This is a genomic window from Caballeronia sp. NK8, assembly GCF_018408855.1.
Taxonomy (GTDB): domain Bacteria; phylum Pseudomonadota; class Gammaproteobacteria; order Burkholderiales; family Burkholderiaceae; genus Caballeronia.
This window is the reverse complement of the sequence record NZ_AP024323.1, coordinates 1,238,315-1,264,065: the sequence shown is the minus strand read 5'-3', so window position 1 is coordinate 1,264,065 and position 25,751 is coordinate 1,238,315. Positions and strand designations below refer to the sequence as shown.

26 protein-coding genes are annotated in these 25,751 nt (G+C 64.3%); 21 read left to right on the top strand and 5 right to left on the bottom strand.

All coding sequences use genetic code 11. The features are described from left to right. The first annotated feature begins 109 nt into the window (after window positions 1-109). Window positions 110-793, top strand: a complete 684-nt coding sequence (locus NK8_RS20515) for a response regulator transcription factor (RefSeq protein ID WP_162067847.1) — start codon at window positions 110-112, stop codon at window positions 791-793. A gap of 6 nt (window positions 794-799) precedes the next feature. On the opposite strand, the gene NK8_RS20510 is transcribed toward NK8_RS20515, so the two are convergent. Then, complete coding sequence (locus tag NK8_RS20510; protein WP_162067846.1) at window positions 800-985, bottom strand: DUF3563 family protein; 186 nt, start codon at window positions 983-985, stop codon at window positions 800-802. Between the two features lie 242 nt (window positions 986-1,227). Between NK8_RS20510 and NK8_RS20505 the strand changes: the two genes are divergently transcribed. The 6 genes from NK8_RS20505 (at window position 1,228) to NK8_RS20480 (ending at window position 6,786) form a co-directional block, all read left to right on the top strand. Then, window positions 1,228-1,593, top strand: a complete 366-nt coding sequence (locus tag NK8_RS20505; RefSeq protein ID WP_061178978.1) for a hypothetical protein — start codon at window positions 1,228-1,230, stop codon at window positions 1,591-1,593. Window positions 1,594-1,690: 97 nt separating this feature from the next. Beyond that, window positions 1,691-2,851, top strand: coding sequence for a DNA polymerase IV (dinB, locus tag NK8_RS20500; RefSeq protein WP_162067845.1), 1,161 nt, complete (start codon window positions 1,691-1,693; stop codon window positions 2,849-2,851). 230 nt (window positions 2,852-3,081) lie between these two features. Then, entirely contained in the window at window positions 3,082-3,927 is an 846-nt protein-coding gene (locus tag NK8_RS20495) for a TauD/TfdA family dioxygenase (RefSeq protein WP_225936336.1), read from the top strand. Between the two features lie 33 nt (window positions 3,928-3,960). After that, entirely contained in the window at window positions 3,961-4,983 is a 1,023-nt protein-coding gene (locus NK8_RS20490; protein WP_213229316.1) for an ABC transporter substrate-binding protein, read from the top strand. A 106-nt stretch (window positions 4,984-5,089) separates the two neighbouring features. Further along, a complete protein-coding gene (locus tag NK8_RS20485) occupies window positions 5,090-5,911 on the top strand; it encodes an ABC transporter ATP-binding protein (RefSeq protein WP_213229314.1) in 822 nt (273 codons plus the stop codon). Beyond that, window positions 5,908-6,786: an ABC transporter permease gene (locus NK8_RS20480; protein ID WP_213229312.1), complete on the top strand. Its 879-nt coding sequence runs from the start codon at window positions 5,908-5,910 to the stop codon at window positions 6,784-6,786. The genes NK8_RS20485 and NK8_RS20480 overlap by 4 nt, the downstream gene beginning before the upstream one ends. A 7-nt stretch (window positions 6,787-6,793) precedes the next feature. On the opposite strand, the gene NK8_RS20475 is transcribed toward NK8_RS20480, so the two are convergent. Continuing rightward, window positions 6,794-7,687, bottom strand: a complete 894-nt coding sequence (locus NK8_RS20475) for a LysR family transcriptional regulator (protein WP_213229310.1) — start codon at window positions 7,685-7,687, stop codon at window positions 6,794-6,796. A gap of 107 nt (window positions 7,688-7,794) precedes the next feature. Here NK8_RS20475 and NK8_RS20470 point away from each other — a divergent pair, with 107 nt between their 5' ends. After that, window positions 7,795-8,799 (top strand): aldo/keto reductase, encoded by a 1,005-nt coding sequence (locus tag NK8_RS20470; RefSeq protein WP_213229308.1) that lies wholly within the window; start codon window positions 7,795-7,797, stop codon window positions 8,797-8,799. Between the two features lie 4 nt (window positions 8,800-8,803). Here the strand turns inward: NK8_RS20470 and NK8_RS20465 are convergent, their stop codons facing one another. Continuing rightward, complete coding sequence (locus NK8_RS20465) at window positions 8,804-9,997, bottom strand: MFS transporter (protein WP_213229306.1); 1,194 nt, start codon at window positions 9,995-9,997, stop codon at window positions 8,804-8,806. Between the two features lie 116 nt (window positions 9,998-10,113). Here NK8_RS20465 and NK8_RS20460 point away from each other — a divergent pair, with 116 nt between their 5' ends. Continuing rightward, the gene (locus NK8_RS20460; protein WP_213229304.1) at window positions 10,114-10,926 is read left to right on the top strand and encodes an exodeoxyribonuclease III; all 813 of its coding nucleotides are present in this window, start codon (window positions 10,114-10,116) and stop codon (window positions 10,924-10,926) included. Window positions 10,927-10,929: 3 nt separating this feature from the next. Here NK8_RS20460 and NK8_RS20455 read toward each other — a convergent pair whose 3' ends face one another. Beyond that, window positions 10,930-11,754, bottom strand: coding sequence for an alpha/beta hydrolase (locus tag NK8_RS20455; protein WP_213229302.1), 825 nt, complete (start codon window positions 11,752-11,754; stop codon window positions 10,930-10,932). 690 nt (window positions 11,755-12,444) lie between these two features. Continuing rightward, window positions 12,445-13,815 carry a nucleobase:cation symporter-2 family protein gene (locus NK8_RS20450; RefSeq protein ID WP_213229300.1) on the bottom strand — a complete coding sequence of 457 codons (1,371 nt, stop codon included), beginning with the start codon at window positions 13,813-13,815 and terminating at the stop codon, window positions 12,445-12,447. Window positions 13,816-14,014: 199 nt separating this feature from the next. Here NK8_RS20450 and NK8_RS20445 point away from each other — a divergent pair, with 199 nt between their 5' ends. The 12 genes from NK8_RS20445 (at window position 14,015) to NK8_RS20390 (ending at window position 25,715) form a co-directional block, all read left to right on the top strand. Then, complete coding sequence (locus NK8_RS20445) at window positions 14,015-14,362, top strand: response regulator (protein ID WP_162067836.1); 348 nt, start codon at window positions 14,015-14,017, stop codon at window positions 14,360-14,362. A gap of 259 nt (window positions 14,363-14,621) precedes the next feature. Beyond that, entirely contained in the window at window positions 14,622-15,539 is a 918-nt protein-coding gene (locus tag NK8_RS20440) for an STAS domain-containing protein (RefSeq protein ID WP_162067835.1), read from the top strand. A 43-nt stretch (window positions 15,540-15,582) separates the two neighbouring features. After that, on the top strand, window positions 15,583-15,942 hold the full coding sequence (locus NK8_RS20435; protein WP_061178967.1) for an STAS domain-containing protein: 360 nt from the start codon (window positions 15,583-15,585) through the stop codon (window positions 15,940-15,942). Between the two features lie 20 nt (window positions 15,943-15,962). Continuing rightward, a complete protein-coding gene (locus NK8_RS20430) occupies window positions 15,963-16,403 on the top strand; it encodes an anti-sigma regulatory factor (RefSeq protein ID WP_061178966.1) in 441 nt (146 codons plus the stop codon). After that, window positions 16,388-17,452 carry an anti-sigma regulatory factor gene (locus NK8_RS20425; protein WP_213229298.1) on the top strand — a complete coding sequence of 355 codons (1,065 nt, stop codon included), beginning with the start codon at window positions 16,388-16,390 and terminating at the stop codon, window positions 17,450-17,452. Before NK8_RS20430 ends, NK8_RS20425 begins: the two co-directional genes overlap by 16 nt. Next, window positions 17,449-19,173, top strand: coding sequence for an ATP-binding protein (locus NK8_RS20420; protein ID WP_162067833.1), 1,725 nt, complete (start codon window positions 17,449-17,451; stop codon window positions 19,171-19,173). The genes NK8_RS20425 and NK8_RS20420 overlap by 4 nt, the downstream gene beginning before the upstream one ends. Then, the gene (locus NK8_RS20415; protein WP_213229296.1) at window positions 19,170-21,089 is read left to right on the top strand and encodes a response regulator; all 1,920 of its coding nucleotides are present in this window, start codon (window positions 19,170-19,172) and stop codon (window positions 21,087-21,089) included. Before NK8_RS20420 ends, NK8_RS20415 begins: the two co-directional genes overlap by 4 nt. 113 nt (window positions 21,090-21,202) lie before the next feature. Beyond that, window positions 21,203-22,285, top strand: a complete 1,083-nt coding sequence (locus NK8_RS20410; protein WP_301549879.1) for a glycosyltransferase family 2 protein — start codon at window positions 21,203-21,205, stop codon at window positions 22,283-22,285. Between the two features lie 187 nt (window positions 22,286-22,472). Then, window positions 22,473-23,126, top strand: coding sequence for a GntR family transcriptional regulator (locus NK8_RS20405; RefSeq protein ID WP_213230462.1), 654 nt, complete (start codon window positions 22,473-22,475; stop codon window positions 23,124-23,126). Window positions 23,127-23,173: 47 nt separating this feature from the next. Continuing rightward, complete coding sequence (locus NK8_RS20400; RefSeq protein WP_213229294.1) at window positions 23,174-23,980, top strand: SDR family oxidoreductase; 807 nt, start codon at window positions 23,174-23,176, stop codon at window positions 23,978-23,980. A 15-nt stretch (window positions 23,981-23,995) separates the two neighbouring features. Further along, a complete protein-coding gene (locus tag NK8_RS20395) occupies window positions 23,996-24,928 on the top strand; it encodes a 3-keto-5-aminohexanoate cleavage protein (protein ID WP_061178959.1) in 933 nt (310 codons plus the stop codon). A gap of 13 nt (window positions 24,929-24,941) precedes the next feature. Then, complete coding sequence (locus NK8_RS20390; RefSeq protein WP_213229292.1) at window positions 24,942-25,715, top strand: N-acyl homoserine lactonase family protein; 774 nt, start codon at window positions 24,942-24,944, stop codon at window positions 25,713-25,715. Window positions 25,716-25,751 lie beyond the last annotated feature (36 nt).

Below are 25,751 nucleotides of genomic sequence, written 5' to 3'. Positions count from 1 at the left end.
AATATGGCCGGTCAGTAAAAGCATTCGAAAAGACCGGTCGTGCGTTTTATTCGTTTGTGCCGCATCCCGGGCGCGTGGCGCGCCCTTCTCGCCGGGTGCGGGGTGGAACATGCGAATTCTCCTGATCGAAGACGACGTGCAGATCGGCACGAGCCTCATGCGTGCGCTCAAGGATGCCGATTACGCCGTGGACTGGGTGCGCGACGGCAACGCGGGCCGCGAGGCCATCGGCGCCGCCGAATACACGGTGGTGCTGCTCGATCTCGGCTTGCCGGGCATGACCGGCATCGAACTGCTGCGTCAGGCGCGCACCGCCGGCAACGCAACGCCCGTGCTGATCCTCACCGCGCGCGACGATCTCGACACGCGCGTGCAGGGCCTCGATCTCGGCGCCGACGACTATCTGCTCAAGCCCTTCGACATGCCGGAACTGCTCGCGCGCATCCGCGCGGTGCTGCGCCGCAAGGCGGGCTACGCGGTCTCGCGTCTCGGCGACGATTCGCTCTGCCTCAATCTCGATCAGCGCACGCTCACGTGCGGCGAGAATTCCGGCGTGCTGTCGGCGCGCGAGTTCGCGCTGATGCACGCGCTGCTCGAACGTCCCGGCACCATCTTTTCGCGCGATCAGCTCGAAGATCGCCTCTATGGATGGGGCAAGGAAGTGGAGAGCAACGCGGTCGACGTGCTGATCCATTCGGTGCGCAAGAAATTCGGCGCGAGCGTCATTCGCAACGTGCGCGGGCTCGGCTGGACCGTGATGCTCGGGCAGGCGGGGCGCGAGGAGCCGAAATAGCGCGCGTCACGGCGCATCGTGATGCCGCCCGAGTGCGCCGCAGAAGTACGCGTTGTAGTCGTGATCCTGCGTTTCTACCTGACGCATGCGGCGTTCGAGATCGGCCAGATCGCTCGATGACGCGAGGTATTCGTCGCTGGCGTCGCGGTCGAGGAAAAAGCTGCCGAGGGATTTCGAAAAACGTTCAAACATGATGTGCTCCCGTCATTGAAAGAAGGCCTGTGTGGGGCCGACGGAAATCAGGTTATGCCGCGCGAATTAGAAACAAATGAGAGGCCCCGATGACGGCCCCGCGTCACGCGCATTGCCGCCCTTCGCATGACGAAGCGTTCGCCAGCGCACCGTGAAACCGATCGCATTGCGGGCAGCCACCGCCGCGCCGCACCATCCCGTGCTATCGTGTTTTCATAGGGGTTTCATACGGAACGGCCGCCATGAACGATGTGTCTCGTATCCTCAGTGCCCGCGACCGCGCCGAACTGCTCTGCTGGCTCACGTGCGGCAGTCTCGGCGCGTACTACCTGAATGGCGACTGGCCGGCGGCCTCGTTTCACGTGCAGGCCGCGCACAAGTGGCTCGACCGGCATCAACGGCTCGCGGACTGGCTCACGGTCGCCAAGCTCGCGGCCATCGCCCGCGAAATCGCCACCCAGCATTGCGCGATGCTCGAGGCCGACTGGGCGCGCGATGCCGTCGAGGAAATCCTCGACAGCGAAGATCTCAACTATCAATCGGATGTCGTGCGTCAGGTGTTCGACGATTGCCGCCGCGCGCTCGCCGAAAAGCGCACTCCGGAGTGAAGCAGCGCTCGCGCACACGGTGAGGTCTGGCGCGATTCACTGTATGGATGTACAGTAGGGCCATTTTGTTCTGAGCGCCCCAATGGACGCGCCGTCCTTGACCCCCGCACCGCGCCGCATCGCGCATCTCGACATGGACGCGTTCTTCGCGTCCGTCGAACTGCTGCGCTATCCCGAGTTGCGCGGCATGCCGGTCGTGGTGGGCGGCGGCCGCAGCGCCACGCCCGAAACGCTTCCCGACGGCACGCGCCGCTTCCGGCGTCTGCGCGACTACGCGGGCCGCGGCGTCGTCACCACCTCCACGTACGAAGCGCGCAAGTTCGGCGTCTTCTCCGCGATGGGCATGATGAAGGCCGCGCAACTCGCGCCCGACGCCATTCTCCTGCCGACCGATTTCGAGTCGTACCGCCATTATTCGCGCCTCTTCAAGGCGGCCATCGCGACCTTCACGGCGCAGATCGAGAACCGCGGCATCGACGAGATCTATATCGATGTGAGCGAGCTGCCTGGCGAGCCGGCTGAGATCGGCAGACGCATGAAGGACGCCGTGCACGACGCGACCGGGCTGACGTGCTCCATCTGCATCGCGCCGAACAAGCTGCTCGCGAAGATCGGCTCCGAGCTGGACAAGCCGGACGGCCTCACGCTCCTCACGATGGACGATCTGCCCACGCGCATCTGGCCGCTCGCCGCGCGCAAGGTGAACGGCATCGGTCCGAAGGCGAGCGAGAAGCTCGCGGCGCTCGGCATCGTCACCGTTGGCGACATCGCCGCCGCCGATCCCGGCTTGCTGCAGACGCACTTCGGTCACACGTATGCCGCGTGGCTCGCGCGCATCGCGCAGGGACAGGACGAGCGGCCCGTCGTGGTGAGTTCGACGCCCAAGTCGATGAGCCGCGAAACCACTTTCGAGCGCGACTTTCATCCGAAGCAGGATCGCGCGACGCTCTCTGCGGAGTTCACCGGCCTGTGCACGCGCGTCGCCGACGACTTGCAGCGCAAGGGCTATGTCGGGCGCACGGTGGGCATCAAGCTGCGCTTCGACGACTTCCGCACCGTGACGCGCGATCTGACCATTCCCGTGGCGACGGCCGATCCCGTCGAGATCCGCCGCGCCGCGACCGAGTGCCTGAAGCGCATCGTGCTCGACCGGCGTATCCGGCTTCTGGGCGTCAGAGTCAGCGCGCTCGCCGGGCGCGACGAGAGCGGCTTCATCGAGCCGGTGCAGGTCGAATTGCCGTTCGATATCGCCGATTAGTCGCGCTTGCTCAGGCATCAATGATCCGATCAATCCGCCCGGCTCTCCGCTTTATCACGTCGACGCATAACCAAAGCTCGCATCGTTCGTTGCCGCCCGGATCGTCGCGCGTTAGATTCTTCGCTTCCCCGAAGTCATAGACTGGTATCCGCTCGACCGTGACGATTCAGACCGCCCCCAATCCCGCCCTCGCTTCACTCGCGACATCGGCGGAAGCCGCCGATCAACCCATCGAGATTCGCAAGTTCGACGCGCCGCTCGGCGCCGAAGTGATCGGGCTCGATCTGTCGAAGCCGCTGTCGCACGCGGACTTCGCGCGCATTCATCGCGCGCATCTGGATCATCACGTCCTCGTGTTTCGCGATCAGCGCATCACGCCGGACGAGCAGGTCGCGTTCAGCAAGCGCTTCGGCCCGCTGCAGATTCACGTCCTGCATCAGTTCGGGCTGGCGGGGCATCCGGAAGTGCTGATCGTGTCGAACATCGTCGAGAACGGCAAGCCGATCGGGCTCGGCGACGCGGGTCACTTCTGGCACTCGGACCTTTCGTACAAGGAGAAGCCGAGCCTCGGTTCGCTGCTGCATGCGCAAGAGCTGCCAGCGGTCGGCGGCGACACGCTGTTCGCGAATCAGCATCTCGCATGGGACACGCTGCCCGCGCATCTGAAGCAGGCCGTCGAAGGCCGCGTTGCCGAGCATACCTATCTCGCCAAGTATGGCGAGTTGCAGAAGCGCAGTCCGTGGCGTCCCAATCTGTCGGCAGAGCAGGTCGCGCAGGTCAAGCCGGTGACGCATCCGATCGTGCGCACGCATCCGGAAACGAAGCGCCGCGCGCTCTTCGTCAGCGAGCATTTCACCACGCGCGTGATCGGTCTGCCCGAAGACGAAAGCCGTGCTTTGCTCGCCGAACTGTTCGCGTACAGCACGCGGCCCGAGTTCATTTACCGGCATCAATGGCGCGAGCGCGACATGGTGTTCTGGGACAACCGCTCGGTCATGCATCTCGCGGCGGGCACGCCGGACGATCAAAGGCGCAAGCTGTTTCGCACGACCATCGAAGGCGACGCGCCTTTCTGAACACATAATATCGCTTAATTCACGGGGTTTTTGATGCATTCTCGATCAGGCAAGGGCGCCGCACGCGCGCTCGTGGCCGCGCTCGCGGTATCGCTCGGCATTACATCGGCGAGTGCGCATGCGGAAGGCACCTTGCGCATCGCCGAGCAATTCGGCGTCGTGTATCTGTTGCTCAATGTCGCGCGCGATCAGAAGTTCATCGAGCAGGAAGGCAGGAAGGAAGGGCTCGATATCAAGGTCGACTGGGCCAAACTGTCGGGCGGTTCGAGCGTCAACGATGCGCTCCTGTCCGGCTCGGTCGATATCGCGGCGGCGGGCGTCGGCCCCTTGCTGACGATCTGGGACCGCACGCACGGACGGCAGAACGTGAAGGGCGTCGCGTCGCTCGGCAATTTTCCGTATTACCTCGTATCGAACGATCCGCGCGTGAAGACCATCGCCGATTTCACCGACAAGGACCGCATCGCGGTGCCGGCGGTCGGCGTGTCGGTGCAGTCGCGCATCCTGCAATACGCGGCGGCCAAGCAATGGGGCGACAAGCAATTCGACCGCCTCGACAAGCTCACGCAAGCGGTGCCGCATCCCGATGCGACGGCGGCGCTCATCGCGGGCGGCACGGAGATCAACGCGCACTTCGGCAATCCGCCGTTCCAGCAACAGGAACTCGCGGGCAATCCGAAGGCGCATATCGTGCTCAATTCATACGACGTGCTCGGCGGCCCCAGTTCGGCGACCGTGCTCTACGCGACCGAGAAATTCCGCAACGAGAATCCGAAGACGTATCGCGCGTTCGTCGCCGGTCTCGCCGATGCCGCGCAATACATTACGCAGCATCCCGAGCAGGCCGCCGATATCTATCTGCGCGTAAACAACGCGAAGCTCGACCGCGATCTGCTCATCAAGGTGATCAAGGACCCGTCGGTGAAATTCACGGTCGCGCCGCAGAACACGCTGGCGCTCGCGAAATTCATGCATCGCGTCGGCGCGATCAGAAACGAGCCGAAGTCGTGGCAGGACTACTTCTTCAGCGATCCGGCGACGAAGGACGGAAGCTGAACGAACGCGCGCTTATCGGCGAGCGCGAATTAGATATGCGCATTGATTGGTTATCACGGGCGCTGCGCGCCGGTATCGTGTTCATTTGCATTCGAGCACATTGAACATGGCCGCCAATCCCCAAGCGCTCTATTCGCGCGACGCCGATCTCGACGTCGCGACGAGCAACAAGCTTCTCAGCGCGAAGAACGTCACGCTCGAATACCGCACGCCCGAACGTCTCGTGCGCGCGACGCACGATGTGAGCTTCGACGTGTACGGCGCCGACCGCTTCGTGCTGCTCGGGCCATCGGGCTGCGGCAAGTCGACCTTGCTCAAGGCTGTCGCCGGTTTCATCGAGCCCGTGGCGGGCAGCATCGAAATCGGCGGCGAGCGCGTGCGGGGTCCGGGAGCGGATCGCATCGTCGTGTTCCAGGAGTTCGATCAACTGCCGCCGTGGAAGACCGTCGTGCAGAACGTGGCCTTTCCGCTGCGCGTCGCGCGCAAGCTCGGCCGCGCCGAAGCACGCGAGCGCGCGCTGCATTATCTCGACAAGGTTGGCCTCGCGAAATTCGCCGATGCCTATCCGCATACCTTATCGGGCGGCATGAAGCAGCGCGTCGCCATCGCGCGCGCGCTCGCGATGCAGCCGCGCGTGCTGCTGATGGACGAGCCGTTCGCCGCACTCGATGCGCTCACGCGCCGCCGCATGCAGGAAGAGCTGCTGCGCCTGTGGAGCGACGAGCGCTTCACCTTGTTGTTCGTCACGCATTCGATCGAGGAGGCGCTGATCGTCGGCAATCGCATTCTGCTGCTGACGCCGCATCCGGGACGCGTGCGCGCCGAACTGAACAGTCATCAATACACGCAGGAGAGCATGGGTCGCGGCGAGTTTCAGCAGAGCGTCGCGCGCATTCATCGTCTGCTGTTCGAAGAGGATGCGCAATGAGCACGCCGCATCTGACCGTGCCGCCCGTGCGGCCCGAATACGAAGTCACACCTTCCGCGTCGTTCGATGTCGAACCTCATGCGCCGCTGCCGCTTGCGAAGCGTCTCGCGGACCGCACGTGGCTGCGCAAGTCCATCATCGCGATCGTGCTGATCGCGCTGTGGGAGATCGCCGCGCGCGCCGTCGACAACGATCTGCTGCTGCCGACTTTCAGCGCGACGTTCGTCGCGTTCGTGCAGGGCATCGCGTCGGGCGAGCTCATCGAGAAAATCGGCATTTCGATGTCGGTGCTGTTGCGCGGCTATGCGCTCGGCGCGGTGCTCGCGTTCCTGCTGACATCGCTTGCGGTATCGACGCGCATCGGACGCGACATTCTTTCGATGCTCACCGCGATGTTCAATCCGCTGCCGTCCATCGCGCTGCTGCCGCTCGCGCTGCTGTGGTTCGGCCTCGGCACGGGAAGCCTGCTGTTCGTGCTCGTGCATTCGGTGTTGTGGCCGCTCGCGCTCAATACGTATGCCGGTTTTCAGGCGGTGCCCTCGACGCTGCGCATGACGGGCCGCAACTACGGCCTCAACGGCATGCGGCACGTGATGCTGATTCTCGTGCCCGCCGCATTGCCGTCGATCCTCGCGGGGCTGCGAGTGGGCTGGGCGTTCGCGTGGCGCACGCTGATCGCGGCGGAACTCGTGTTCGGTGCGAGTTCGGGCAAGGGCGGTCTCGGCTGGTACATCTTCCAGAACCGCAACGAGCTTTATACGGATCGCGTGTTCGCGGGACTGGCCGCGGTCATCGTGATCGGACTCGCGGTGGAGCATCTCGTGTTCGATACCGTCGAGCGCGTGACGGTGCGGCGCTGGGGCGTGCAGCAATAAGCGGCCCTCAGCTTCCGGCCCGGATGAAATCGATGAACGCGCGCAACGGCCCCGGCATGTGCGCGCGGCTCGGATAATACAGCCTCGGCCCGGTGAAGCTCTGCCACCACGGCTTGAGCACGGGCACGAGCGCGCCGCTGTCGATGGCTTCGCGCACGAATTCGTCGAAGGTATAGACGAGCCCCAGTCCGGCGACGGCACACGCGCGGCTGACCTCGATCGACGAGGTCACGAGCGGCCCTTGCGGCACGATGCGTATCACGTCCTTGCCGCGCATGAATTCCCACACCGCCAGCACGCCGCTTTCGAAGCGATGGGCGATGCACGCGTGATTCACCAGATCGCGCGGATGCTTCGGCTCGCCGTGCGCCGCAAGATAAGCGGGCGACGCGACCGCGACGAAGCGTTGCGTCTGCGGACCGATCGGCACGGCGATCATGTCGCGCTCGATGCGTTCGTCATAGCGAATGCCTGCATCGAAACCGGCGGCGAGCACGTCGATGAAGTTATCGCTCGCGCTCAGTTCCAGCGTGATGCCCGGATGCGCCGCGAGAAAGCGCGCGATGATCGGCGGCAGCACCTCGCGCGACACGATGGTCGGCACGTTCAGGCGCAGCGTGCCCGTGGGGCTGTCGCGGAAACCGTTCACGGCATCGAGCGCGCCCGCGATTTCCGCGAAGGCGGGCGCGAGGCGCTCGATCAGGCGTTCGCCCGCTTCGGTCGGCGTGACGCTGCGCGTCGTACGATTCAGGAGCCGCACGCCCAGACGCGTTTCGAGCCGGCGAATCGCCTCGCTCAGCGACGAGGCCGACACGCCCCGCAACAACGCCGCCTGCCTGAAGCCGCGCGAGCGCGCGACCGCCAGAAACGCATGCAGATCCGACAGGTCCGGTTCGTTCATTGTTCGCCTCGGCGCACAGCCCATGCAGATTGAGGCGGATTATCGCACGCGCGGTTTGCTCCCATAATCTCCGTCATCCCTTCTTTCTTCTTTGGCGGAGAACCATCATGGAACAACACGGACTCGGCAAGATTGGACCGCAGGTGTCGGTCATCGGGCTCGGATGCATGGGCATGTCGGGCATGTACGGGCCGTCGGATCGCGCGGAAAGCATCGCCACGATTCACGCCGCGCTCGAAGCGGGCGTCACGCTGCTCGACACTGGCGACTTCTACGGCATGGGCCACAACGAGATGCTGATCGGCGAGGCGTTGCGAAGCGCGCCGCCTTCACGCCGCGACGCCGCGATTCTCAGCGTGAAGTTCGGCGGCATGCGCGACCCGGCGGGCAACTTCATCGCATTCGACGGCCGCCCCGTTGCCGTGAAGAATTCGCTCGCGTACACCTTGCAGCGCCTGGGCGTGGATCATATCGACATCTACCGGCCCGCGCGGCTCGATGCGAACGTGCCGATCGAAGATACTGTCGGCGCGATCGCCGAGATGATTCAGGCGGGCTACGTGCGTCATGTGGGGCTGTCGGAAGTGGGCGCGCAGACGATCCGCAAGGCCGCCGCCGTGCATCCGGTCTGCGACCTGCAGATCGAGTATTCGCTGATCTCGCGCGGCATCGAGCAAGCGATCCTGCCGGTGTGCCGGGAACTGGGCATCGGCATCACCGCGTATGGCGTGCTGTCGCGCGGACTCATCAGCGGACACTGGAGCAAGGACGCCGCGCAAACGGGCGACTGGCGCGCGAACAGTCCGCGCTTTCAGCAAGGCAACGTCGAACGCAATCTCGCGCTCGTCGATGCGTTGCGCGCGATCGCCGACGCGAAGAGCGTGAGCGTTGCGCAAATTGCGATCGCGTGGGTACTTGCGCAGGGCGATGACATCGTGCCGGTGATCGGCGCGCGCCGTCGCGACCGGCTGACGGAATCGCTCGGTGCGCTCGATATCACGCTCACGAACGAGGAACGCGCGGCGATCGAAGCGGCGGTGCCGAAAGACGCGGCGGCGGGCGATAGATACGAGGCCGTGCAGATGGCGCATCTCGACAGCGAGAAGCGGTAAGCGTTCAGTTCTTGCGCAGAAACACCCACGCATTGAACCCGGCGCCCACGAACATCAGCACGCTCGTCATCACGAAGACAGAGGGCATGCCCGAATGCGCGGCGATGAAGCCGCCCGCGAGCGGCCCCGTCACCTGTCCGATGTATTGCGCCGAGGTCGCGTAGCCGAGGATGTAGCCGACCGCGTTATCGGGCACATTGTGGCGCACGACGCTCGTGATCGCGGGCAGCAGGCCGCCCAGTGCGAGGCCCATCAGAAAGCGCAGCACGACGAGCTGCGTGCCGTTGGTGACGAAGATCTGCGGAATCAGCAGCACGCCGCATGCGGCGAGACATCCGACGATCACCTTCGGCGCGCCCACGCGATCCGCGAGCCGCCCGATGCGCGGCGCCGCGAGCACGCTGCCGAGCGCTGCGGCGGACATCACGAAGCCCGCGACGAGCGTCACCTGCTTCGGATCCTTCACGAGCTGCGATACATACACGGTGATGATCGGCTCGATCGACATATTGGCGAACATCAGCAGCATCGCGCTCGCGAGCATCCCGATGACGGGCGTGAGGAGCGGCACGTCGCGCCAGCCGCCGCGCGGCTTCGTTTTCGCGTGATCGGGCGCGCGGCGTTCTTCCTTCACGAGGAGCGTCGTCATGATGAACGAACAGAAGATGAGGCCGCCCGCGAGAAAGAACGTCGCGCGTATGCCGATCAGACCCGGCAACAGCCCGCCGATGAGCGGCCCGACGAGATTGCCCGCCATCATGCCCGCCGCGTGCGTGCCGAGCGCCCACGCGGTGCGGTGCTTCGGCGTCTGCGTTGCGATCATGACGATGGCGCCGCTCGCATAGCCGCCGACGAGCCCCGCGAGAAAGCGCATCGCCACGAGTTGCCAGACCGTCTGCACGACGCCGAGCAGCGACATCGTGATCGCCATGCCGAGGCTCGCGCGGATCAGGATCGGCTTGCGGCCGTAGCGGTCGGCGAGCCGTCCCCAGAGCGGCGCGACGAGGCCCGCCGCAAGAAAGGTCGCGCCGAACGCGACGCCCGACCATTGCACCGCCGCCTCCACCGACGACGCGCCCAGTTGCTGCACATAGAGCGGCAGGAAGGGCAGCAGCAGCGTCATCGCCATGATGGTCGTGAACGAGCCGAATACGCAGACGTAGAGATTGCGCTGCCAGTGAACGGAGCCTTCGGACATGGATGCGGGCGGGTGTCGGGATCAGCGTGAGACTGTCGCAGATTTTGCGGCAGCGCGCTTGGCGCATGATGCGGCACGCAAACTGCGACGCGTGTAGGATCGATTCCGATCCACCGATGGAGAGACGCCGAGTGAAAATCGCGACCTTCAACATCAACGGCATCCGTCCGCGGCTCGGCGCATTGCTGACATGGCTCGAACGCGAATCGCCGGATATCGTCTGCCTGCAGGAACTGAAGGCGACGGACGCGCAGTTTCCCGCCGACGCGATCGCGAACGCGGGCTATGGCGCGCTATGGCATGGACAGCAATCGTGGAACGGCGTGGCGATTCTCGCGAAGGATGCCGAGCCCGTGCTGAGCCGGCGCGGGCTGCCCGGTTTCGAAGACGACACGCATAGCCGGTATATCGAAGCGGCGGTGGGTGGCCTGGTGATCGGCTGTCTTTATCTTCCGAACGGCAATCCGCAGCCTGGCCCGAAGTTCGATTACAAGCTCGCGTGGTTCGAGCGTTTCAACGCGCACGCGAAGGGATTGTTCGACAGCGGTCATCCGGTCGTGCTCGCGGGCGATTACAACGTCGTGCCCACCGACGAGGATATCTACAACACGCGCTCGTGGCTCAAGGACGCGTTGCTGCAACCGGAGAGCCGCGCGGCGTATGCGGACCTGCTCGCGCAGGGCTGGACGGATGCATTGCGCAAGATGTTTCCCGATGAGCGCGTCTATACCTTCTGGGATTACTTCCGCAATCACTGGCAGACCAACTCGGGACTGCGCATCGATCATATCCTGCTCAGCAAGGATCTCGCGAAGAAGCTGGAGCACGCGGGCGTCGATACATGGGTGCGCGGCGAGCCGCATGCGAGCGATCATGCGCCGACGTGGGTGACGCTCAAGCTCGGGCGCAGCAGGAAGAAGACGGCCTAGTCTTTACGCCTGCACGGCATCGCGCGTCGACTGCAGCGATTCGAGAAACTGCATGACGTGTTCGCGGCCGCCCATCGTCCATGGATCGAGATGATCGGCGTTTTCGATGAGCGCGAGCCGCTTGTCGCCGTGCGCCGCGTCGAACAGGCGCTGGAAGTGCGCGGGGGGAATCACGCCGTCTTTCGTGCCGCCGTAGATCAGCAGCGGCGCATCGATGGCTGCGATCTTCGAAAGACTGTCGTAGCGGTCGCGCGCGAGCAGGCGCACGGGGAAGAGCCAGAAGCGTTTCGCTGCCACATCGACGATGCTCGTAAAGGGCGCTTCCAGGATCAACGCGCTGATCTTTGCTTCGCTGGCTAGTTGCACGGCGACGCCCGAGCCGAGCGAATAGCCGTGCAGCACGATGTTCGTCGAATGCGCGGCGGCATGGGCGTAGGCGGCGCGGGCATCGGCGTAGAGACCGGCTTCGTGGGGTTTGCCGGGATTGCCGCCGTAGCCGCGGTATTCGGCGAGCAGCACGCCGTAGCCCGCTTCGATCATTTCGAGCGCGATGTGGGCGCGTTGGGTGAGGTCTTCGCCGTTGCCGTGGAAGAGGATGATTGTGGGGGTGGTTCTGGTTCGGGGCGCCTTGTAGCGCATGATCAGGGTTATGGCGTCCTCGGTTATCACCGTTACCGGTTCGGTGAGTGCTTCAAGCTCGGAGTTCTTCAAAGCCTCGATCTGTTCGAGTGGATAGACGAGCCTTCCTTGTAGCCAATAGAGCCCCGCCAAGGCTATGGCGTAAGTGATGGCTATCGCGGTCAGAGTTATCCACAGGACATCGCGCATTTTTTCTTCGGGGGCGGCATTTTGGGTTCTCTCTATGGTAGTGGGTTTGATTGGGTTTGTGGTTTTTCGCCGGATCCCGATAGCGTGTCGGTTTATTAGCGTTGCCCCTGTGCGGGGCGGCAGTTACTTTCTTTGCTGCTGCAAAGAAAGTAACCAAAGAAAGCAGCTCGACACGCCCGCGGTCACACGCAATTTGAGTGTTCTTCTCGTTGTTCGTGGCCTCTGTAGCGAGTGCCCTCGTAGGCCACATCGGGCGTGGACCGCGCACGGTCTGACTAGCTAGTCGTTTGAGCGTGTTGGTTCAGCACAAAAGAGTTCCGGCACAGCGCTACGCGCTGCCGTGGGGTATACATGGGAAACCAACGAGAAAAGAGAAACGCAGAAGCACACGCAGTCCCAATTGACCCATCGGCCGCGTAGCAGGCCGGAGCCATTTCGCGCTGAACCAGCGTGTTATGTGGCGCGATGTGACAGACCGTGCGCGGTCCAAGCCCGATGTGGCCTGTGAGGGCACTCGCTATTGAGTGCCACGAGCGAGGAGAAGAACACCCAAATTGCGTGTGACCGCGGGCGTGTCGGGCTGCTTTCTTTGGTTACTTTCTTTGCAGCAGCAAAGAAAGTGACTGCCGCCCCGCACAGGGGCAGTGCTAATAGACCGACGCGAATACGGGATCCGGCGAAAGCAACAATTCAATCCCTGACATCCACATCCCCTTGCCGAAGGCTCAACGGCATCTCCGCAGCGATCTCCATCTCAATGTCCCCCGAATCCCGCCCGCGATTGAATAGCGCATTGAGCAAGATAGCAAACACAGCAGCAAGCGTGATCCCGCTATGCGTCAGCGGCCCCGCCCACGCCGGCATATGCGCGAAAAACGCGGGCGCAACGAGCGGAATCACTCCCACCCCCAAACTGATAGCGATAATAAGCAAGTTGTTCTTGCTATCGAAATCGACCTTGCTCAGGATCTTGACGCCGGTCGCCGCGACCATCCCGAACATCGCGATCCCCGCGCCCCCGAGCACGACGACCGGTATCGAAGCAATCAGATTGGAAAGCTTCGGCAACAGCCCGAGCAGAATCAAAATCACCCCCGACACCGCAACGACCCAGCGGCTCTTCACTCCGGTAATCCCCACCAGCCCGATATTCTGCGAAAAGGAAGAATGCGGAAACGTATTGAAGATGCCGCCGATCACCGTACCGAGACCATCGGTACGCAACCCGCGCGTCGCATCGATACGGGAAACCGGCCTCATCGCGAGGTCGCCGAGCGCGAGAAACATGCCGAGCGATTCCACCATGATGACGACCATCACGAGGCACAGCGATGCGATCGCCGCGATATCGAACGTCGGCATGCCGAACGCGAACGGCCGCACCGGCGCGAACCACGCGGCCTGACCGATGCCCGAGAAATCGACGAAGCCGAGCGGCAACGCGATCGCAAAGCCGATCGCCATGCCCAGCAACACCGAAATGTTCGCGATGAAGCCCTTCAGATATTTGTTGATGAGCAGAATCGCAAGCAGCACGATGGCCGCGATCATCAGGTTCTTCGGCTCGCCGAAATTCGCCGCGCCGCGCCCGCCGCCCGCCCAGTTGATCGCCACCGGAAAGAGCGTCATGCCGATCGTGAGAATGATCGTGCCCGTGACGATCGGCGGAAAGAAACGCATCAGCCGCCCGAAGAACGGCGCGATCAGTATGGCGAACACGCCCGCCGCAATGGTTGCACCGAAGATCGACGTAAGGCCCGCGCCGGACGAAGCCATCGCGACCATCGGTCCGACCGGCGCGAAGCTCACGCCCATGATGACCGGCAGCCGTATGCCGAACTTCCATACGCCGATGCACTGCACCAGCGTGACGATCCCGCACGCAAAAAGATCCGAGCTGATCAGAAACGCGATCTGCTCCTTCGGCAGCTTCAACGCCGCGCCGATGATGAGCGGCACCGCGATCGCGCCCGCGTACATCACGAGCACGTGCTGTATGCCAACCGCAAGCATCTGACCGAGGGGCAACACTTCGTCGACGGGATGGATCGTTTGGGCCATGTGCGCTCCGGCGGCTCGATAGACAGTCGTCCGAGTATTGCACCGCCTGCTACACAAAAAAATATTCGCGCCGCTATACATGGCATGGCATGTCGATACAGCTTCCAGCGGACAAAGCCTCGCCGCTGACGAAGTGAAAGCATGAGCGCCTTCGGCGATGCACTACACTGACTGACGCGTCGAACCGGAGCGAGCCACGATGCACCTGCTATTCGTCGATGACAACCACGCCTGCGTCGAGACCCTCGTCGACATCGCAAGCGGGCTGGGCCACACGTCGGCCGTGGCGCACGACGGCGCCAGTTGCCTCGCGCTCGCTTCGCGCGAACATTTCGACAGCATCTTCCTCGACATTTCCCTGCCCGACTCCGACGGCCGCGAAATCTGCACCGCGATTCGCGCGGCGGGCCCGAACAGCGGCGCGCGCATCATCGCGATGACCGGTCACACCGATTTCGTCGCGACGAGCGGCGAGACCCGCTTCGACGGCTTTCTTCTCAAACCGATCAGCCTGCAGGCGCTCGAACTCTTTATGCTGCCGCGCTGAATGTTCGCGCATGTTCCTCAGGAGATTTGACCGGTCTTTGTTCAGCCCGTCGCGAACGACCGGCAGCAATTGCCGATTCATCACGGACGCGCGAACCCTGCGGCGAAATGATCCGCGAATCCCTTGCACCATAAGGCTTTCCGGACTGTCAGATTTCGGGATGGCATGCTACATTCCGAGCGCCTTGCGTCGCGCTTGATGTCGATGATCATCGGGCGACGCAACAAACCAATAACATCATTCGCACAGGGATCGCGGCATGGAAATGGTCGGCGGAATGCGGCTTGCGCAGTTGTTCAACAACAACCAGGAAGAGTTGCTCGCGGAATGGTTCACGCAGCAGCACGCCATCGCGTCACGGCGTGGACTCGTCGGCGAGGCGGAATTGCGCAATCAGTTCACGCAATTCATCTCGCTTCTGGTGACGGTGCTCAGTACGTCCGAGCGCGTCGATTTCAAACTGCCCGCGTGGCAGGACGTGCGCTCGTTTCTCGCGGACATGTCCGGCCAGCGCGCGCGTCAGGGCTTCTCGCCGGTCGAGACGGCGATGTTCGTGTTCTCGCTCAAGCAGCCGCTCTTCGTGCGCCTGCGCGACTCGCTCGCCGACGATCCCGCGACCCTCGCCGATCTCACCTGGACCATCAGCACGCTCTTCGACGAACTCGGCCTCTTCACGACCGAAGTCTTCCAGGCGAGCCGGGAACAGGTCATCGTGCGTCAGCAGCAGGAACTCCTCGAACTGTCGACGCCCGTCGTGCAGTTGTGGGACGGCGTGCTCGCGCTGCCGCTCATCGGCACGCTCGATTCCGCGCGCACGCAGGTCGTGATGGAAAACCTGCTGCAGAAGATCGTCGAGACGGGCGCGGCGATTGCGATCATCGACATCACCGGCGTGCCGACCGTCGATACGCTCGTCGCACAACACTTGCTGAAGACGGTCGCGGCGGCGCGGCTGATGGGCGCGGACTGCATCATCAGCGGCATTCGCCCGCAGATCGCGCAGACCATCGTGCATCTCGGCGTGAACCTCTCGAACGTGACGACCAAGGCGACGCTCGCGTCGGCGTTCGTCGTCGCGCTGCAGCGCACGGGCAAGTCGGTGTCGGCGGGGCTCGCGCACGACGCGCCGCGCGGCGGCCGTCCGGGCGATGGATTCGATTCGCTGCAAGCGGAATGACGGCGCATCGCGCCACTCGAAGCACTGAACGGGGCCTCAAGCGATGGAACGCATTCCGATTCTCACGATGGGCAAGCTCCTGCTCGTCACCATTCAGGTGGACATGCACGACCGGCTCGCGCTCACGCTGCAGGACGATCTGACGAGCCGCATCGTAAAGGACAACGCGCGCGGCGTGCTGATCGACATCTCTTCGCTCGACGTGGTGGATTCGTTCATCGGACGCATGATCGGCAACACGGCGGCGATGGCGCGCGTGCTCGATGCGGAAACGGTCGTGGTCGGCATGCAGCCCTCGGTGGCGATCACGCTGGTCGAGCTCGGGCTCACGCTCTCGGGCGTGCGCACGGCGCTCAACGTGGAGAAGGGCATGGCGCTTCTCGCGAAAAACGGCATGGCCTGAGGCCGCCTGCACACGATGCCATGATGATCCTCAACTCCACAGCCGCGCCGACGTCCTCGTCGCCGCCCGACACGCTGCCGATCCGCTCCGACGAGCAGATCGTGCGGTTGCGCCAGTTCGTGCGCGAGAAGGCCGTCGCGCAGGGGCTGTCGCTCATCGATCAGACCAAGTTCGTGACCGCCGCGAGCGAGCTGGCACGCAATACGCTCATCTACGGTGGCGGCGGCGACGTGCATTGCTATCTCGTCGAGCGCAATGGCCGCCGCGGCCTCAGACTCGAATTCGTCGACAACGGTCCCGGTATTCCGGACATTCAACGCGCGCTCTCCGATGGCTTCACGTCGGGCAGCGGCCTGGGCCTCGGCCTCGGCGGCGCGAAACGCCTGTGCGACGAGTTCGATATCCGCTCGGCGCCAGGAGAAGGCACGCACGTCTCGATCACCAAATGGAAACCGTTCTGAAGGAATCGATGGCCGCGCAGCAGCGCTACGAGATCGCCGAGGCGAGCCAGATCGCCTACGCGCGGCGCTCGATCGGCGAACTCGCGCGCGGGCTCGGTTTCAACGAGACGACGGCGGGCGAGCTCGCGATCGTCGTCACCGAGTGCGGCACGAACCTGCTCAAGCACGCACAGCGCGGCGAGCTGCTCGTGCGGCCGCTCGTCGACAAGAACGCAGACGCGCAGCGCTACGGCATCGAAGTGCTGTGCATCGACAGCGGCCCGGGCATCGCCGATCTGCACCGCTGCTTCGAGGATGGCTACACGACCGCGGGCAGTCCCGGCAACGGCATGGGCGCGATCGAGCGTCTTTCCGGCGAGCTCGACATCTGGAGCGCGCCGGGGCGCGGCACCGTGCTGCGCGTCGTGTTCTGGAATGCGCCGCGCGCGGCGAACCTGCCGGCGGCGCCGCTGACGTATGGCGTCGTGAACCTGCCGCTGCAAACCGAAACCGTCAGCGGCGATGCCTGGGCGTGTCACGCGAATCAGGACGAATTCACCGTGCTCGTCGCCGATGGCCTCGGCCACGGTCCGCTCGCGCATGTCGCCGCGATCGAAGCGGCGAAGGCGCTCGCCGCGAATGGCGATCTGCCGCTCGACCACATCATGGAAGCCGCCAACGCGGCGCTGCGTCCGACGCGCGGCGCGGCGGTCGGCATCGCGCGCATGCCGGCGTCAGCGTCGGTGAATGACATGCCGGTGACGTTCGCGGGCATCGGCAATATCTCGGCGAGCGTGTGGAGCGAAGCGTCGCACAGGCATCTGGTGTCGCATGCAGGCATCGTCGGGCATGCGGCGCGGCGCGCGCAACTGTTCGATGTGCCGTATCCGCCGAACGCGCTCGTCGTGCTGCATTCGGACGGGCTCACCTCGCGCTGGGATCTCGCGCGCTATCCGGGACTCGCGATGCGGCATCCGGCGCTCGTCGCGGCGGTGCTGTACCGCGACTTCACGCGCGGCCGCGACGACGTCACCGTGTTCGTCGCGCGCGTGTCCGGAGGCGCACGATGATGCAGCCGCTCTACGCGATGGGCATCGAAGACGAGCGCGATATCGTCGCGGCCCGCGTGAAGGCGCGCGACGCGAGCGCGGCGCTCGGCTTTTCGGCGCAGGATCAGACGCGCATTGCCACGTCCGTGCTCGAAGCCGCGCGCACCGTGCTGATCGCGGGACCGGCGGCGCGCGCCGAATTTCTCGTCGATGACGCCGCGCGTCCGGCGCGCTTCGTCGTGCGTTTTCTGGCGGGCGCAGGCGCGGGCGAACGGCTGCGCGCGATGCATCACGACGACTCGCAAGCCGCGCTCGGCCTGCTCGCCGCGCAGCGCCTGATGGACCAGTGCGCGATCGCCGATGAAGCGAACGGCGTCACGTCGATCTCGCTGGAAAAGGCATTGCCCGACGGCGCGCCGTGCGACGTGCAAGCGGTGAAGCTCGTCCTCTCGCGTCCATCGAGTCAGGACACCGCCGCCGAGCTGCAACGCCAGAACCGCGAGCTGATCGCCGCGCTCGCCGATCTGCGCGAGCGTCAGGAAGAACTGACGCGCCTCACGCGCGAACTCGAAGACACCAATCGCGGTGTCGTCGCGCTTTACGCGGAACTCGATGCGCGCGCCGATCATCTGCGCCGCGCGGACGAATCGAAGTCGCGCTTCCTCTCGAACATGAGTCACGAGTTCCGCACGCCGCTCTCGTCGATCCGCGCGCTGTCGAAGCTGCTGCTGGAACGTATCGACGGCGAGCTGACCGAAGAACAGGAAAAGCAGGTGCGCTTCATCCGCAAGGCAGCGGAAGATCTGTCGGAAACGGTCGACGATCTGCTCGATCTCGCGAAGATCGAAGCGGGCAAGATCGAAGTGCGTCCCGCCGAATTCGAAGTCGATACCTTGTTCTCGGCGCTGCGCGGCATGCTGCGGCCGTTGTCGCCGGGCGGCGCGGTGGAGCTCGTGTTCGATTCGTGCGAAGGCCTGCCGCCCATCCGCACCGACGAAGCCAAGGTCGCGCAGGTGTTGCGTAACTTCGTGTCGAACGCGCTCAAGTTCACCGAGCGCGGCGAAGTGCGCGTCAGCGCGAGCTATGACGAGACGCGCCGGCTCATCACGTTCTCCGTCGCCGATACGGGCATCGGCATCGCGCCCGAGCATCAGCAAGTCGTGTTCGAAGAGTTCGGTCAGGTCGAGAATCGCCTTCAGCAATACACGAAGGGCACGGGTCTCGGATTGCCGTTGTGCCGCAAGCTCTGCAAGCTGCTCGGCGGCGATGTGTCGCTCACGAGCGAGGCCGGGCGCGGCTCGGTCTTCAGCGCGACGATTCCGGCGCACTACGGCGCGGACTTCGACGCGGCGCGTCATGCGGCAAGCGACACGCGGCCCGCCGTGCTGATCGTCGCGAGCAATCCGGTCGAGCGGCTCGATTGCGAAGCGGCGCTGCGCGAATCGCCGTATCGCTCGATGAGCGCCGCGACGCTCGACGAAGCCGGCCGCCTGCTCGTGCACACGCAGCCTGCCGCGCTGCTGCTCGCGGTGCGGCCCGCGCCATCGGAAGCGTGGATCTGGCTCGCGGCGCTGCGCGCACAGGCCGCGACGCGCAGCATTCCGATCGTCGTGCTCGGCGAGGGCGACGATCGCCATGAAGCGCAGGCGCTGGGCGCGACCGCGTTCATCGGCAAGCCGGTGGGCGGCGGCGAACTGCCTCGCGTGCTGGATGTGGTTACGGGCAAGGGGCGGGCATCATGAGAAGCGACTGGAGCGAGGTGCTCATCCTCAACGTCGACGACAACGACGGCGCGCGCTATGCGAAAACGCGCATCCTGTCGCGCGCGGGCTTCAACGTGATCGAGGCCGCGACCGGCACTGCCGCGCTGGAACGCGTGCGCGCCGAAGCGCCCGATCTCGTGCTGCTCGACGTGAAGCTGCCCGACATCAACGGGCTCGAAGTGTGCCGGCAGATCAAGGCGTCGCCGGAGACCGCGAGCGCGCTCGTGTTGCAGACATCGGCGGCGGCCGTGCACAGCCTCGATCGCATTCGCGGTCTCGAAGGCGGCGCGGATAGTTATCTGACCGAGCCGGTCGAGCCGGCTGAGCTGATCGCGCATGTGCGTGCCTTGTTGCGCGTGCGGCTCGCGGAAAACGCGCTGCGCGAGAGCGAGGAGCGTTTTCGCCAGCTCGCCGAAAATATCGACGACGTATTCTGGATGCTCGATCCCACGTCCGGCGAACTGCTGTATGTGAGCCCGGCCTACGCGCGTCTCTTCGATACCGGCGGCGGCGCGCCCGCGCCCGTGCCCGGGCCGGATCACTGGTCCGGCGATATCCTTCCGCTGGATCGCGGTCACGTTGCCGATGCGTACCGGCAACTGCTCGCGAACGGTACGCCGTATCAGGTGGAATATCGCATCGTGCGCGCGAGCGGCGGCCCGCGCTGGGTGGCGGAGCGCGCGTTTCCGGTGCACGGCGCGGCGGGACATCCGGCGCGGCCGTATCGCATCGCGGGCATCGTCAACGATATCTCCGAGCGCAAGGCCGCCGAATTGCTGTTGCGTGAAGCGGATCGCCGCAAGGACGAGTTCCTCGCGATGCTCGCGCACGAACTGCGCAATCCGCTCGCGCCGATCCGCAACGCGGTGGACTTGCTCGACCCTCATCGCGAACCGTCGGTGCAGCATTTCGCCACGGTGCGCGCGATCATCGACAGACAGGTGCGGCATCTGAGCCGTCTCGTCGACGATCTGCTCGATGTCGCGCGCATCACGCAGGGCAAGATCACGCTGCGCCAGGAGACCGTGGATCTCGCCGCGGCGATCGCGGCGGCGATCGAGACCGTGCAGCCCGCGTTCGACAGAAAGCGTCATACGTTGACGGTGAATCTGCCGGATGCGCCGTTCTATATCGTCGGCGACAACGTGCGGCTCGCGCAGGTGTTCGGCAACCTGCTGTCGAATGCGTCGAAGTACAGCCTGGAAGAAGGCGAGATCGCGATCGAAACCGCACAGTTCGGCGATGAGGTACGCATCGTCGTGCGCGACCGGGGCATCGGCATCGCGCCCGACATGCTGCCGCATATCTTCGATCTGTTCGTGCAGTCGGAGACGTCGCTCGAACGCTCGGAGGGCGGGCTCGGCATCGGCCTGCCGCTCGCGAAGACGCTCGTCGAACTGCAGGGCGGGCGCATCGAGGCGTATTCGGCGGGACCGCAGGCGGGCAGCGAGTTCATCGTGTGGCTGCCGCTCGCGAAGGATGCGCAGGTGGCCGCGCAGGGCGTCGCGCAGATGCCCGCGAGCGTGGCAGGCGGCAGGCGCGTGCTGCTCGTCGACGACAGCGTGGATGCGGCCACCGCGATGGCGCTCCTGCTCGAAGCGGACGGCTTCGACGTGCGCACGGCGCACGACGCGATCGAAGCGCTCGCACTATCCGATATCTTCGCGCCGCAGATCGTGCTGCTCGATATCGGCCTGCCGGGTATGGATGGATACCGCCTTGCCGGCGAGATGCGCGCGCGGCCCGCAACCGCCGATGCGTTGCTGATCGCGGTGACGGGATACGGGCAGGCGCATGACCGGCAGCGTTCGAAGGAAGCGGGCTTCGATCATCATCTCGTGAAGCCGGTCGCGTTCGAGGAGATTCAGCGGGCGGTGTCGGACAGGTTCACATGATCGGGATTCCGAAGGATTGGTCGCCGCGATTGCATGGTTTTGCAAATTGACGTCAATATCTGGTTACATGCGTCAAAAAGGTTGCATCGGCTGATAAACGCGAACTATCGCGGGTGGATTGCGGCACAATTGCGCGGCTATCCCGCAGCCGCCGAGCGGTCTGTCCCGCAAAACTTTCCGGACCAGCGATCGTGTATTCCTCGCCCCTCGTCACCGCCGTCATTCCCGCTTTCAACGCGGAATCGCTCATAGGCGAAGCGATTGCTTCGATCCAGGCTCAGACCTTCGAAGACTGGGAACTCATCGTCGTGGACGATGGCTCCGCCGATCAAACCCTGGCCGCCGCGCGTCAGGCCGCCGGCGACGACCGCCGCATTCGCCTGATCCGCTTCGACCGGAACGAGGGCATCAGCATCGCGTCGAACGCCGGCTTCGACGCGGCGCGAGGCGAGTTCATCGCGCGTCTCGACTCCGACGATCGGGCGCTTCCCACGCGGTTCGCCGTCCAGGTCGAGGCGTTCAGGGAAAGCAGGCGTCTGGCTGCAGCCGGATCGCACGCTCGCGTATTCGGCGACGGCGTTCCGGATGGCAGCGTCGCGTATTGCACGCTGGGAGACGCCGATCTCAAAGCTCGCCTGTTCGAGGGTTTCAACACGTTGAGCGGCGGCACGCTCATGGTGCGGCGCTCGTTCGTTCGTGAGCACCGCATCCGCTTCGACGACGACGCGGGCAGCGCCGAGGACCTGGACTACGCCGTGTCGGTCATGATCGCGGGCGGACAGCTTGCCAATGTCGATGAGGTGCTGACCGAGCACAGGAACCACAGCGGCAATTTCACCAAGACACGAGAGGACCTTGCACGCCCGGGTCTTCGAAAATTTCGGTGTCGCGTCTTGTCGGTCTGGTATCCGAGCCTCGCTGCGCGTGACATCGATCTGATCGTGGCCATGTGGGAACGGTTCGATCCGCCTTTCACCGACAGCTTCCTCGACACCATGCGCGCAGTCGACCGACTCGTCGTCGCCAATGTCATGGACTTTGGGCAAAACACATCGATAGTTCCCGGCGTCGTCGTCGACCGTCTGGCCTATCTCGCCAATCACTACCGCGACCATCTCGATGCGTCTGCCATTCAGGCTGCGCGATCCTACGTTTCACCGGCCGTCCGCACCATGCTCGAACAAACCGGCCTTTGAGTCCGCGTTTTCACCTAGCAATTCGAGGTTGACTCGCGCGCCCACGCGTCAGAAACTTTAGCCACTGAAGTGTGATCACAGGTCACATAAAACGCATCGCAGCAGCCGAACGAAAGAACGGAGGCAGAGAGTGGCGACACGCTCGACGACGGACTTACCCGCGCTCGAATTAGTTGCACGCGAAACGATGGCCGGCCGCGTCCACGCGCAGCTCCGGCAGGCGATCATGACGGGCCGCTTTGCGCCCGGACAGTTGCTGAGCCTGCGCAGTGTCGCGGAGGCAGTCGGCTCTTCGACCATGCCGGTGCGCGCCGCGCTCACGCGCCTGCAGGCGGAAGGCGCATTGATCGACGGCCCCGGCCGCGCGTTGATGGTGCCGCCGATGACGCTCGACCTGCTCGACGAACTGCGCGACGTGCGCATCGCACTGGAAGGGGCGGTTGCGAAGCGCGCGGCATCGCGCATGACGCGCGCGCATCTCGAAGCCTTGCAGGCGATCTTCGACACGATGGACGCGCATGTCGAAGCGGGCGACGTACCCGCGTATCTGCGCAGCAACTTCGAATTCCATATCGCCATTTATACGCACGGCGCGAGCGATCTGACGCTCTCGACGATCCAGAACCTCTGGATGCGAATCGGCCCGTTCCTGAATCTCGTCGCACCCGACATTCCCCATATGCGCCGTTCGATGGCCGCGCATCGCCATATCGTCGAAGCGCTCTGGAAAGGCGACGGAGAAGGCGCGCGCGCCGGCATTGAAGAAGATATTGGCGATGCGGCCGCCGATCTGCAGGAGCGCCTGCAAAACGGCGACATGTCGAACGAAGCAAGCGCCTGAGTCGTACCTGAGTAGCACGGCAACGACAACAAGAAAAGGAGACAGGCATGACGGTTCTTCAGATGCTGAAACCGCACGCGGGCTTGCGCGTGCTCGTGACGGGCGGCGCGTCGGGCATCGGGCTCGTGATCGCGCGCGCGTTCGTCGATGCGGGGGCGCGCGTGCACGTCTGCGATGCGAGCCCCGACGCGATCGATGCGCTGGCGCAAGCCGAAGCGAGCGCGGAGTGCAATGCGATTACTTCGACGCTCGCGGATGTGTCGGACAAGGATGCGGTCGAGCGCGTGTTCCTCGACGTGCAGAACGAACTCGGCGGACTCGATGTGCTCGTGAACAACGCGGGCATCGCGGGGCCGACCGGTGGCATCGACGAGATCGACGTGAACGAGTGGGAGCAGACCGTCGACGTGAATCTGAATGCGCAGTTCTATTTCGCGCGCCGCGCAGTGCCGCTTCTGCGCGAGGCGCACGGTGGCGGGACGATCATCGCGTTGTCATCGGTGGCGGGACGGCTCGGCTACGCGTTTCGCACGCCCTATGCGGCGACGAAGTGGGCGGTCGTCGGCATGACCAAGAGCCTCGCGATCGAACTGGGGCCGTCGAATATCCGCGTCAATGCGATTCAGCCGGGCATCGTGAAAGGGCCGCGCATCGAACGCGTGATCGCCGCGCGCGCGAAGCAACTGAACCTCTCCTATGAAGAGATGGAGAAGCAGTATCTCGAGAAGGTTTCGCTGCGCCGCATGACGACGCCCGAGGAAGTCGCGGCCACCGCGCTCTTTCTGTGCTCGCCCGCGGGCAGCGGCATCTCGGGACAGGCGATCTCGGTCTGCGGCAACGTGGAAGTCCTTTAAAACAACGAGGATCACATGGCAACGAAACGCAAGGTCATCATCACATGCGCGCCGACCGGGGCGATCCATACGCCTTCGATGTCGCCGTATCTGCCGCTGACGCCGCAGCAGATCGGCGATGCGGCGCTCGCTGCGGCGCAGGAAGGCGCCGCGATTCTGCATCTGCACGCACGCGATCCCAACGACGGCCATCCGACCCAGGACCCCGCCGTGTTTCAGGAATTCCTGCCGCGCATCAAGGCCAATACCGATGCGGTCATCAACATCACGACGGGCGGCAGTCCGCACATGACGGTAGCGGAGCGTCTGAAGCCGGCGCATCACTTCAAGCCGGAAGTCGCATCGCTCAACATGGGCTCGATGAACTTCGGCCTCTATCCGATGCTGGAGCGCTTCAAGGACTTGAAGTACGAGTGGGAGCGCAAGCATCTGGAGAATAGCCGCGATCTGGTGTTCAAGAACACGTTCGCGGATATCGAATACATCCTCACTTCGTGCAGCGACAACGGCACGCGTTTCGAGCACGAATGCTACGACATCTCGCATTTGTACAACCTCGCGCACTTCGTCGATCGCGGGCTCGTCAAGCCGCCGTTCTTCGTGCAGAGCGTGTTCGGTTTGCTGGGCGGCATCGGACCGCATCCCGAAGACCTCGCGCATATGAAGCGCACGGCGGATCGTCTCTTCGGCAGCGACTACGTGTGGTCGATACTTGGCGCGGGGCGTCATCAGATCCCGCTCGGTTCGATCGGCGTCGCGCAGGGATCGAATGTGCGCGTCGGTCTCGAGGACTCGCTGTGGATCGAACCGGGCAAGCTGGCCGAATCGAGCGCGGCGCAGGTGAAGAAGATCCGGCAGGTGATCGAAGGGCTGTCGCTCGATATCGCGACGCCCGCCGAAGCGCGCGAGATGCTCAAGCTGAAAGGCGCGAGCGACACCAACTTCTGAGACGGAGGGCATCGTGAACGCCAGGCTCAAAGTAGTCGCGATGCCGACGGGCTGGCTCACCGTCGATCGCTCGTCGCAGGTGTATGGCCGCTACTTCGGACAGCAGATGAAAGTGCCGGTGTGGTCGACGGCGATCGTCGGCGCGCAGAAGAAGATCGTCGTCGATACGGGCATCCACGATCCGGGCTGGGTCTCCAGCTTCGTGTGCCCGTGCGATCAGGCGCCGGAAGAAAAGCTCGAACGCGCGCTGAAGGAATACGTCGGCTGGAGCGCGGACGAAGTGGATATCGTCATCAACACGCATCTGCATTACGACCATTCCGGCGGCAATACGCTCTTCAAGAATGCGCGCTTCATCGTGCAGGCGGCGGAGTGGGAATACGCGGGTCATCCGCTGCCGACTCAGGCCACGTACTACCAGGAGTTCCTGATCGGGCGCGAGCCGCTCGCGTATTTCCGCTGGCAGTTCGTCAACGGCCTGACCGATATCGTGCCCGGCGTGCGCGTCGTGCCGACGCCGGGTCATACGCCGGGGCATCAATCCGTCGCGGTCGATACGGAAGAAGGCGTCGTGCTGATCGCGGGTGATTGCGCGAACTGCATGGAGAACATCGTCGATCTCGTGCCGGTGGGCATCGTGCATGAAACGCTCGCGGAGATCGGCTCGCTGTCGCGTATCCGCCAGATCGCCGATTTCGTCATACCCGGACACGACCCGAACGTCGTGCCCGGCAGCGCGGGTATCGCGTTGCCCGCAAGTGCGCGTCTGCCGCACGTTCGAAGCTAGCAGCGCCCGCTTCATAACCATACGAAGACCGGAGGA